The 11122-nt window shown below is 64.1% G+C and carries 9 protein-coding genes and 1 pseudogene; 7 read left to right on the top strand and 3 right to left on the bottom strand.

Translation table 11 applies throughout. The features are described from left to right. From ACFC3J_RS16880 to ACFC3J_RS16870, 3 genes and pseudogenes are all read left to right on the top strand, one after another. Positions 1–626 (top strand): annotated as a pseudogene (locus ACFC3J_RS16880) (hypothetical protein); the annotation flags it as partial. Positions 627–634: 8 nt separating this feature from the next. Then, positions 635–2092 carry an acyl-CoA reductase gene (locus ACFC3J_RS16875; protein ID WP_222886143.1) on the top strand — a complete coding sequence of 486 codons (1458 nt, stop codon included), beginning with the start codon at positions 635–637 and terminating at the stop codon, positions 2090–2092. A 14-nt stretch (positions 2093–2106) separates the two neighbouring features. Continuing rightward, positions 2107–3819 carry an amidohydrolase family protein gene (locus ACFC3J_RS16870; RefSeq protein WP_375197270.1) on the top strand — a complete coding sequence of 571 codons (1713 nt, stop codon included), beginning with the start codon at positions 2107–2109 and terminating at the stop codon, positions 3817–3819. On the opposite strand, the gene ACFC3J_RS16865 is transcribed toward ACFC3J_RS16870, so the two are convergent. Genes ACFC3J_RS16865 through ACFC3J_RS16855 form a run of 3 tightly spaced genes read right to left on the bottom strand, consistent with a single transcriptional unit; the run spans position 3820 to position 7701 of the window. Further along, positions 3820–4899, bottom strand: a complete 1080-nt coding sequence (locus ACFC3J_RS16865; protein WP_375197269.1) for an aldo/keto reductase — start codon at positions 4897–4899, stop codon at positions 3820–3822. Beyond that, positions 4896–6308 carry an acyl-CoA reductase gene (locus ACFC3J_RS16860; protein ID WP_375197268.1) on the bottom strand — a complete coding sequence of 471 codons (1413 nt, stop codon included), beginning with the start codon at positions 6306–6308 and terminating at the stop codon, positions 4896–4898. The genes ACFC3J_RS16865 and ACFC3J_RS16860 overlap by 4 nt, the downstream gene beginning before the upstream one ends. A 16-nt stretch (positions 6309–6324) precedes the next feature. Then, on the bottom strand, positions 6325–7701 hold the full coding sequence (locus ACFC3J_RS16855; protein WP_375197267.1) for a hypothetical protein: 1377 nt from the start codon (positions 7699–7701) through the stop codon (positions 6325–6327). Between the two features lie 219 nt (positions 7702–7920). Here ACFC3J_RS16855 and ACFC3J_RS16850 point away from each other — a divergent pair, with 219 nt between their 5' ends. The 4 genes from ACFC3J_RS16850 to ACFC3J_RS16835 all read left to right on the top strand — a co-directional run. Next, positions 7921–8295 (top strand): limonene-1,2-epoxide hydrolase family protein, encoded by a 375-nt coding sequence (locus tag ACFC3J_RS16850; protein ID WP_375197266.1) that lies wholly within the window; start codon positions 7921–7923, stop codon positions 8293–8295. Positions 8296–8306: 11 nt separating this feature from the next. Next, the gene (locus tag ACFC3J_RS16845) at positions 8307–9329 is read left to right on the top strand and encodes an LLM class flavin-dependent oxidoreductase (protein ID WP_375197265.1); all 1023 of its coding nucleotides are present in this window, start codon (positions 8307–8309) and stop codon (positions 9327–9329) included. Continuing rightward, on the top strand, positions 9322–10380 hold the full coding sequence (locus ACFC3J_RS16840; RefSeq protein WP_279729365.1) for a hypothetical protein: 1059 nt from the start codon (positions 9322–9324) through the stop codon (positions 10378–10380). Before ACFC3J_RS16845 ends, ACFC3J_RS16840 begins: the two co-directional genes overlap by 8 nt. A gap of 52 nt (positions 10381–10432) precedes the next feature. Further along, positions 10433–11122: SDR family NAD(P)-dependent oxidoreductase (locus tag ACFC3J_RS16835; RefSeq protein WP_375197264.1), on the top strand; the 690-nt coding region annotated here is incomplete at its 3' end.

Here is an 11122-nt window from a genome sequence, read left to right as displayed (position 1 = left end):
GCCGCCGGCCCGACGACCTCAAGCATTTCTTCAGCGAGGCGCAGCGGCGCTTCGGCGGGCGCGACGTCTATGTGACGGCGATGTGGGCCATCCTCTACGACTGGGCGGAGGAGGGGCTGAAGCGCGGACTCAAGAATGTCTTCGGCAAGGGCAGCGTGCTGCTGACCGGCGGTGGCAAGAAGGGCAAGGAACTGCCCGACGACTGGCGCGAGCGCGTACTCGAGTTTCTGGGTTTCGATACCATCTATGAAATGTACGCCACGTCCGAACAGATGGGTCTGTCGATGATGTGCGAGCATGGCCATTATCACATCCCGCCGATCCAGATCCCGTTCCTGCTCGACCCAGCGACCGGCAAGCCTTTGCCGCGCAAGGACGGCCTGACCGGCCGCTTCGCCTCGTTCGACCTGATGCCCAACACCTATTGGGCCGGGCTGGTGACGGGGGATGAGATCACGCTGGCGGGCTGGGAAAAACCCTGCGCCTGTGGCCGCACCGGGCCGCACGTCATTCCGCCGGTTCGCCGCTACAGCGAGAAGGAAGGCGGCGATGATCGCATCGTCTGCGCCGGCGCCCCCGAAGCGCATGATCGCGCCCTCGAATTTCTTGCCGAACTGTCGATGTGAGTAGAGCCATGACTGATCAATTCCGCGTTCCTCTGATCATCCGGGGGCAGATTATCGATGATGCTGAAGTCGATTATGGCGGCCGCCGGGGTGGCGTCAGCTTCTCGGCGCCCGACATCGCCAAGCATGTCGCGCGCCTGCCCCTGCGCACCCCCTCGGCCATGGCCGACCTTTATTCGCTCAGCTTCGATGAGATACTGGATTTCCTCGTCGCCCTGGGGGAGCGGCTGGATTTCGGGCAGAACCGGCATTTGCAGGAAGCGTTTCGCCTGTCCTGCCTGACCTCCGGCCTGTCGGAGAGCATATTGCGCGTCCACTTCCAGCATATCGGCGCCGCCTTCGATCGCACCGAAATGCGGCGGATGATGGAGCGCTCCTGCGGCGTCGACTATCTGGAAGGTTGGGTGGATCAGGGGGCTGGCAGATTTCCGGGCCTGACCGCCCGCACGCGCGCTTTCGGTGCGCGGACCGTGCATGTCATTGCCGGCAATGCGCCCATCGTGTCGATCCTGACGGTGATCCGCAATGCGCTGACCCGATCGGACGCGATCATCAAGCTGCCGTCCAACGATCCGCTGACGGCGGCCGCGCTGGTGCGAACCATGGTCGAGATGGACCCTGACCATCCGCTGTCGAAACATGTCTCCGTCGCCTATTGGAAGGGCGGCGACGATCAGGTGGAATCGGCGATTTATGATCCGCGTGGCATCGAAAAGATCGTCGCCTGGGGTGGGTTCGATTCGGTCAAGCATATCACCCGCTATCTGCAACCGGGCATCGACCTCATCACCCAGGACCCCAAGCTGTCGGGAACGATCATCGGTCGCGAAGCCTTCGCCGATGAAGCGACGCTGGGTCAGGTGGCGCGCCGTCTGGCGCTCGACATCGGCGCGCAGAATCAGGAAGGCTGCGTGTCCGCGCGCGTCATCTATGTCGAATGCGGCACGGACGAAGCCGGGCTGGAGCGCGCCAATCGGCTGGGGCAGATGACCTTCGATGCACTCCAGCGTCTGCCCGATCATCTGAGCACGCCGCACAAGGCATTCGACGGCGCGCTCAAGGCCGAGATCGACGGCATCCGCCTCAATGACGAAGATTATCGCATCTTCGGCGGTCGGACCAACGAGGGCGCGGTGATCGTCAGCCAGGAGGATTATCCGGTCGACTTTTCCCGCACGCTCGCCTGCCGGGTGGGCAATATCGTGCCCATCGACAGCAGGGAAACGGCCGTCAGCGCAGTCAACGCCTATACCCAGACGATCGGCATCTTTCCCGAAAGCCTCAAGGATGAGCTGCGCGACCGCCTCGCTTTCCAGGGCGCGCAGCGGATCGTGTCGCTGGGCGGAGCGGCGACGATGCAGCATAATATGGAAAGGCAGGATGCGATCGAGCCGGTGCGCCGCATGCTGAAGTGGGTGACCGAAGAACAGGCATCCGGCGAGATGCTGGCCGCGCTGGCAGGCTGAGGGGAGCCAAGGACATGGTGGAAGCTGATCTGGTGATCCGGGGCGGAACGATCGTCGACGGGCAAGGCGGCGATCCGTTCGAGGCGGACATCGCCATTGCCGACGGCCGTATAGCGGCGATCGGTGCTGATGTCGGTCAAGGCCGCGAGGAGATCGATGCCCGTGGCCTCCTTGTCACGCCCGGCTTCGTCGATGTTCATACCCATTATGACGGGCAGGTCACCTGGTCGGACAGTCTGGTGCCTTCCGCCGAACATGGCGTCACCACCGTCGTCATCGGCAATTGCGGCGTCGGTTTCGCGCCGTGCCGGCCGGAGGACCGCGAGGCGCTGGTCAATGTCATGGAGGGCGTGGAGGACATTCCCGAAGCGGTGATGGCGAAGGGCCTGCCCTGGAATTGGGAGAGCTTCCCGGATTATCTGCGATCGCTCGAGGCGCGCGCCTGGGACGCGGATGTGGGTGCCTATATTCCCCATTCGCCCCTGCGGGTCTATGCGATGGGCCAGCGCGGGCTGGACCGCGAGCCGGCGACCGCGGCGGATGTCGCGCGGATGGCGCAGCTCGTGGCGGAGGGGATGGCGGCCGGCGCGCTTGGTTTCGCGACATCGCGTTCGCTGGTGCATCGGCGCGGCGATGGCGCTTTCATCCCGTCCTTTCAGGCGGAAAGCGATGAACTGGTGGCGATCGCCCGATCGGTGGGTGATGCGGGGCGCGGCGTGCTTCAGATGATCCCGAATCTCGATACCGCCGACTGGGCCAGCGATCTCGACCTGATGAAGCGCATGACCAGCGCCTCGGGGCGTCCGCTGACCTATTCGCTCGCCCAATGGTCGACCGATCCGCAGGGCTGGCGGCGCACCATGGATGCGCTGGCCGAGCATAATCGCACCAGCGCGGCGCCGGTGCTGGCGCAGGTTTTTCCCCGGCCGATGGGTGCGATGTGCGGCCTGTCGACGTCTGCCAACGCGTTCAGCCATTGTGCAAGCTATCGTGCGATTGCGGACCGACCGCTGGCTGAAAAGGTCGCCATCATGCGCGATCCCGCCTTCCGCGCGCGACTGATCGCGGAGGAGCCGGATGAGACGCCGACGCCGCTGCATCGCTTGCTGCGCACATGGGACAATATCTATCCGCTCGGAGCCGAGCCGGACTATGAACCTTCACCGGACCGGAGCATCGCCGCGCTGGCCGCAAAGCGCGGCGTCGGTCCTGTCGAACTGGTCTATGATCTGATGCTGGAGCAGGAGGGCCATGCGCTGATCCTGATGCCCTTTTCCAATTATGCGGAAAAGTCGCTGGACCCTGCGCTCGCAATGATGCGCGATCCCTACAGCATCGTCGGACTGGGTGATGGCGGCGCGCATTATGGCATCATCTGCGATGCCAGCTATCCGACGACGATGCTGTCCTACTGGACCCGCGATCGGGCCGGCGAGCAACTGACGATCCCTGCGGCAGTCAAGGCGCTGAGCGCGAACAACGCCGATTTCCTGGGGCTGCGGGACAGGGGGCGGCTGAAGCCGGGGATGAAGGCCGACATCAACCTGATCGATCATGGCGCGCTGAGGTTGCATGCCCCCCATGTCGTCCATGACCTGCCCGGCGGTGGGCGCCGTCTGGCGCAGCAGGCCACCGGCTATCGCGCCACGATGGTCAGCGGCGTGATCACCCGGCGGGACGGCGCCGATACTGGCGCGCGTCCCGGAAGGCTGATCCGCGCTGCCTGATCAGGCGCGTGGCTGGATGGTCGTGCCGCCCGTCAGTCCATGGCGGATGAAGGGTGAGGCGAGGAAATCATGCGGAAAACCGAGCGGCGTGCGGCTCAACGCATCCAAGCGTTCCAATTGCGCGGACTCCAGCGTGACGCCAAGCGCGGCGACATTATCCTCATATTGCCGCATCGTCCGTGCGCCCACCAGGGGCGAGACGACCGCCGGATTGGCGAGGGTCCAGGCGATCGCCACCTGAGCCGAGGTGACGCCCATCTCGTCGGCGATGCCCTTCACCGCGTCGGCGATGGTGACCACGCGTGCGTCAACACGGCCTGCCGCTTCGAGCAGGGCACCGCGACCGCCGGCCTCGCCGGCATGGGCGCTGCCGCCGGTCGCATATTTGCCGGACAGCATGCCGCTCGCCAGCGGCGACCAGGGCATGACGCCGATACCCAGCGCCTTGGCGGCGGGGATGAGTTCGCGTTCCGCCGTGCGCTCGACCAGATTATATTCGACCTGCAAGGCCGACAACTGGGACCATCCCCGCAATTCCGCCACGGTTTGCAGCCGGGCCATCTGCCAGGCAGGCGTATCCGACAGGCCCAGATACAGGATCTTGCCCTGCGTCACGAGGTCGTCGAACGCGCGCATGATCTCATCCGCAGGCGTCGTATCGTCCCAGGCGTGCAGGAAGAGCAGATCGATCCGGTCCGTGCGCAGGCGTTTGAGGCTGGTTTCGACCGTCTGCATCATGTTCCGGCGGCTGTTGCCTGCGGCATTGGGATCGCCGACCGATCGGGTCAGCGAATATTTGGTCGACAGGACCAGCCGTTCGCGCTTGGCTTCCGCGAACTTGCCGGTCAGTATTTCTGATGCGCCGTCGGCATAATAGCCCGCCGTGTCGATGAAATTGCCGCCCTGGTCGACATAGCTGTCGAAAATCCGGCGGGATTCCTGCTCGTCCGCGCCCCATTCCTCGCCAAAGGTCATGGTACCGAGCGCCAGCGGGGAAACCCGCAGGCCCGAGCGGCCGAGCAGGCGATAGCTGTCGAGTGACAGCGTCTGAATGTTCGTCTGTGTCATGGTCGTTTTCAATCTTTCGCTGCTTCGGTGACGACCCAGTGCATCATCTTGTGCACCGGCCATCCCCCATCGTGCGGCAGGCCGCCGAATTTTCCGTTGTTGATGTTGCCGAGACCGACGATACGCTGGGCGCCCGCCGAGGAAAGCCCATCGCGCACCTCGGCAATGCGGGAGGGGGGATAGACGCCGACCGACTGGGTGGCGACGGTGACATGCTGGATCGCGTCGGCAAGCCGGTCGACCGCGACGACATTGACGAGCTTGCCGCCCGGATTGAACGACACCGGTTCGCTGGAGCGGATGACCATGCCCCGGCCGTCGGGACGTCCGAAAAGGCGGTAGACCGGTTCCAGATTGCCCAGCATGTCCAGTTCGTCGATCAGCATGGCGGGCGGCAGCGGGCCGTCGGGTCCCGCGCCATAGCGGATATCCCTGCCCATCGCCTCCACCAGCGCTTCGCAATAGCGGTCGACCTGCTCGCCCGATCCTTCAACAAACTGGAAACGGGCGCAGCTGCACGCATCCTGATTGAAGGCGATGATGTCGGCCGCGCTCCGTTCGGCAATGGTCGCGAGGGGGACGTCGTCAAAGGCTTCGCCGCCGATCAGCGAAATCGAGACCTTGGGATCGAAGGACATGATCTCGAAGCCCGGCGCGGCATATTGCATGGCGTGGCGTACCGCCGCCTCGCCACCCCAGACGGCGAGCTTGTCGAAATATTGCGAGCGCAGGATGTGATTTTCGATGTTGGCATCGCCGCCGCGCCAATAGGCTGCCGAGAAGGAGCGCGTCACCGGATGGTTGGGGCCGACATCCGCCATCGTCCGCAGCAGGGCGGTCGCCGTGAACATGTCGTTGGACGGCATTTTGAGCAGGTGGACGCCCTTGCTGATCGCCCCTCGGACAATCGTGACCGGCGGCACGATCGGGGCGTTGCCGGCCAGAACATGCACCATGCGCGGCGGGAAGGCGCGGATGTCGAAGGCCGTGCCCTGAATGTCGCGCCGCGCCCACCCATCCAGCACGTCGAGCGATCCCAGCGACTGTTCGGCTTCCGCCTCGACCGCCTCGCGGGTGAAGAACCAGGCGATATCGCGGTAGCAATTCTCCAGGATGCGCGCGCCAAGAGTGTTGCAGCGCAGATTATAGGCCGCGGCTTCCTGGAGATAGATGTTCCGGTCGAAATCGAGCGCCTTGCCGACTTCGACGAGGAAATCCACGATCTCCGCAAGCGGCGTGTCGAAGGCGGGGCCGGGCTGGCTTCGCGGCCAGATCAACGAGTCCAGATCGATCGAAGGGGTCATGACCGTCGTGCCGCTGGCCCGCGAACGGTGCTCGACGGCGGCGTCGAGCTGGACCACGCCCTTGATCACATGGGGAACGAGCAGCCGGTCATTATCGGCGATGATTTCATGCAGCATGTCTGCCTCCTGTCGTTCAGGCCGCGACCGGCTGGGGTGCGGTAATCGATCCGCGCACATAGGAATCGATCGATCCGGCGCAGCTGAGCTTGTCCTCACCCTCCTCCAGATCGGCGTAACGGGCGATCGCGTGAACCACCGGTGTTTTTACGCCCTCCAGGCCGGAGCCGAACTCCACCTGCACCTTGTCGCCGGAAATGATGCCGCCCCAGCGGCCGTCCGCCAATATGTCGAAAAACGCCATGCGCCCCTCGATCCGGCCAATATCCTTCGTCGTGCCCAGCAGCTTTTCGCCCGGCTTGTCGAGGATGAGCGGGATGATCCATGGCGGCACCGCATAGGATTCGGTCGGCTGGATCTTGGCGCAGAAGCCGCTCATTTCGACCATCGCATAGGAACTGGTGATGCGGTCCGGCGTGACGCCGAAAAAGCCCATAATTTGTTCCTTATAGTCGGCCGGGACAGCCGCTCCCTTGGTACCGCCGCCAAAGCTCATCAGCGTGTCGGGATGGAAATCGCCATCCTTGATTCCGCGCGCGCGCAGGGCCTGCACCATCTGCCAGGCGACGCCATACATGACGCCGATATAGAGCGGGCGATCCCGGCGGCTGACAAGCAGGTCCATCCATGCGTCGAACTCGCCTGCCCGCGTCTGCTGGCGGGCCTCGACTTCCGCCTCATAGGCGGCGATCTCGCCGGGACCGACCTTGCCGGCAGCCAGCAGGCGGCGCAGCTGCGCGGGGCGCATGGCGTCGAAGGCGCGCATCGGATAGTCGCTCAGGCGATGAAATTCGCCGGGCGCAGCCCAGCGCGGGAAATGGACATTGCAGAATTCGATCATCTTGTGGGTGCCGCGCGGCGGCATCATGGTGAAGACCGAGCGGCCGTGATCGGGCACATAGGCCGGTGTCGACAGGTCGGCCGCCGCCAGACAGGCGGCGAGCGACAGGTCGCGGTCCTGCGTCGACTGGTTGAGGAAGGAGGATTTGCCCGACGTCCCGCTCGACGCGAAGACATGGTGGCCCGCCGCCTTGGCGCGGTCCAGCCATTCGTCAATGTCGCGCACATCCGCAACGTCGATATTGTCCGTCGGATAGCTGCTCAGCGTGCCGAGCCACATGTTCATATGCTTCCACTGGCCATTGTCGACAAAAGCCTCAGGATAGCTTTTATAATTGGTGTGGGCGAACAGGAGCGGGACGAGGTCGGCCAGGCTGTCGATGCTGTCGATACCGGCTTCTTTCGCCCGCTTGTCGAGCACCCTGATCTGCTGGCGCCGCTCCGCGAAGCGCTCGCGAGCCGCTTCCAGTTGCAGTTCGGCCAGATTGTCCGGGGCATTCCGGAACGGATCGGGTGATCGGGCAAGGGCGATCAATTCGTCAACGGCGCTCATCAGTGAAAACTCCTCTCAGCTTTGCCGGGAAGTATAGGCGACGCCCGATATTTGGCCGCTCGATTCACTGTTATGGGGAGGACATACTATTCTCAGCATGACCTTTCCGACCGATGGTGTGCCGATCCCCCTGCCAAAACAAGGCTGCTATCTTTCGGCAGGGCAGAAGGCGGACTCCCCGCGCCATGATGCCGGCGCAACACAGGAGCAGGGGGTGACATGCCCGGTCCACTGGACGAAGTATTGGCGTTTTTTCGGGAAAGCAGCGGCTCGCGCGAAGACATGCTGTCCGCCATGGAGCGCCGGTTTACGGCGGATACGCGCTGGGAAAATGTCGGCGTGGCGACAACCGTCGGGGTCGATCAGGCGAGGCAGTTCGTCGACGGCTTTCTGGGCCGGATTCCGTTCGAACGCTGCGCGGTCATGGTCCATCATGCGGCGGCGGCAGGCAATGTCGTTCTGACCGAGCGCAGCGATATTTTCTATGGGCCGGATGGGCAGGAAATGCTCTCGCTGCGGCTGATGGGCGCCCTGGAAATGGACGGCCCCCATATCGTCGCCTGGCGCGACTATTTCGACACAAGCGGCTTTTGAAGGGGGATGCTATGACCGATCGCAAGGCTGTCTGGGCGCAGATCGTCCCGATGCCGGGGGCCAATCTGTCGGCGCTGGCACAGAGTTATGAAGCGGCGGGCGTGGAAGGGGTCTGGGCGCCGCAAATGTTCGGCGCGCCCTTCACGACGCTGGCCGCCGTCGCGCCCGCCACGCAGCGCATCAAGCTGGGGACCGGCATCGCGCTGGCGTTCGTGCGCAGTCCGCTGGAAACCGCGTGCAGCGCCATCGACCTAGACCTCATCAGCAACGGCCGGATGGTGCTGGGGCTGGGGTCGAGCGCGCAGAGCCAGATCGAGGGATCATTCGGCAGCGCCTATGGCAAGCCGCTCGCCCATATGCGCGAGATCGTGGGCATGATCCGCGCTGTCGTGGCCCGCGGGCATACAGGCGAGCTGACCGAACTGGCGGGAGACTATCACCGTCTCGACCTTTCGCACTTCCGCCTGCTGCACAAGCCGGTGCGCAGCGACATTCCCATCGTCCTGCCGGCGGTGTTTCAGAAGGCCTGCGCGCAGGCGGCGGAAATTGCCGACGGGCTGCTCGGGCACCCGCTGTGGAACGATGCCTGGATCGAGCGGGAAGTGGCAGCCCAGATCAAGGCCGGGCTGGATCGGGCCGGTCGGGCGCGCAAGGGCTTCTCGCTCAATATTTCGATATTCACGGCGATTTCCGACGACAGGCGCGAGGCGATTGAGGATTGCCGAGGGACCGTGGCCTATTACAGCCAGTCACCCCAATATCTGCGCTATTTCGAGGAAATCGGTTTCGGCCGCGAGGCATCGGCGATCCAGGCCGCCTTCGCGCAGGGCGACATGGCGGGTATGGCGGCGGCCTGCTCCGACGAAATGGTGGAAAGCATCGCCGTGGTTGGAACGGTTGATGAGGTGCGCAGCCGGGTCGCGCGGCGCGCCGCCCTGGCCGACGCGATTACGCCGGTGATCCCCCATTATGGCCTGTCGCCCGAAAAAAGCGCGATCTACACGCAGCGCATCGCGGAGACATTCTATGGCTGATCCCGCCGCTGTCGCGGCCATGGCGGGGGACGGGCTCTACAACCGCCATTCGGGTCTGCAACAGGCCAATCTGCAATCCGCGCTTCCCCTGCTGGAGGCGGCGGCGCGGGCCATTGGGGACGGTTCTGTCGGTCCCGTAACCATTGTCGATTATGGCGCGTCGCAAGGACGCAATTCGATGGCGCCGATGGCGACAGCTATCGATCTGGTTCGCGCGCACGACGCGCGGAGGCCGGTGCAGGTCGTGCATACGGATCTGCCATCGAACGATTTCACCTCGCTGTTCGGCCTGTTGGACCGGGATCCGGCCAGCTATCTGAACGGCCGACAGGGCGTCTTTCCATCCGCGATCGGCCGATCCTATTTCGATGCGATATTGCCGCCCGGCAGCGTCGATCTGGGCTGGTCCTCCAACGCGCTGCACTGGATGAGCCGCAATCCGGTCGACGTCGCGGATCATGGCTGGGCGATTTTCAGTCGGTCCGCGCAGGCGCGTGCTGCCGTCGAGGCCGTGCTGGCGGAGGATTGGCTGGCCTTCCTGAAGGCGCGCGCTGTCGAATTGCGGCCGGGAGGACGCCTGATCTGTCAGTTCATGGGCAGGGGGCCCGACAGCCACGGCTTCGAATGGATGGCCGGAAATTTCTGGCAATCGATCGTCGACATGGAGGGTGAAGGACTGCTCAGCGCCGATGAGACGCTAAGGATGACGGCGCCCTCCGCGGGGCGTTCGCCCGATCAGATACAAGCGCCTTTCGATGCCGGCTTGGTGCCCGAACTGGAACTGGAGCATCTCGCCGCGATCCCGTCCCCTGATCCCTATTGGGATGCTTATCAGCGATCCGGCGATGCGGCCGAACTGGGGCGGCTGTGGGCAGCCATGATGGGTGCGGCCAACGGCCCCAACTTCCTGGCGCGGGTCGATGCGTCCCGTGATCGGGACGCACTGATGGCCAGTCTGGTGCAGCGGGTCGCGGCCCGTGTCGAGGCCGATCCCCAGCGCAGCCGTGCCTACCTACTGATTCTGTCCATCAGGAAGTATGATCTGCGCTGATACCAACGTGCAGCCGCCGCCGGTTATGAATTAAAAAGCGAGAGGAAGCAGAATGACCCGCCTTGCCAACAAGATTTGCATCATCACCGGCAGCGGGAGCGGCATCGGACGCGCCAGCGCGCTGATGTTCGCGCGGGAAGGCGCGACGGTGATCGTAGCGGATATTCGCGCCGAAGCTGCCGAGATGACCGCGCAGGCCGTTGTCGACGCCGGCGGATCGGCGCGTGCGATGACCGTCGATGTCGGCGAACAGGCCGATCTGGAGAAGATGGTCAGCCAGACGATCGCCGACTTCGGCCGCATCGACGTGCTGTTCAACAATGCGCTATACGTCAATCAGGACCACGCCATGCGCGACATGGATTTCCTGGCCTTCGATCCCGACATCTTCCTCGCCAATCTGAGAGTGAATGTATTGGGCGCCGTTCTGGCGAGCAAGCTCGCCATTCCGCACATGCTGGAGCGCGGCGCAGGGTCGATCATCTCCACCTCATCGGGCAGTTCCATGGGCGGGGATATCACAGCCTATAGCTATGGATCGTCCAAAGCTGCGCTCAACTGGTTCGTGCAGGCGATCGCCGCCACCTATGGCAAGCGGGGCATCCGCAGCAATGCGATCTTACCCGGTCCAACGCAGACGCCGGCAAAGATGCAATGGTCCACGCCCGAGATGGATCGGCTGTTTCTGGAGGTGCTCAACACGCCATTTATTGGCGAGCCGGAAGACATTGCCGCCATGGCG

Origin of the sequence: Sphingobium sp., assembly GCF_041987595.1 — a bacterium.
GTDB lineage: Bacteria > Pseudomonadota > Alphaproteobacteria > Sphingomonadales > Sphingomonadaceae > Sphingobium.
The sequence above is the reverse complement of the archived record's forward strand: the minus strand, read 5'-3'. Positions and strand labels throughout refer to the sequence as shown.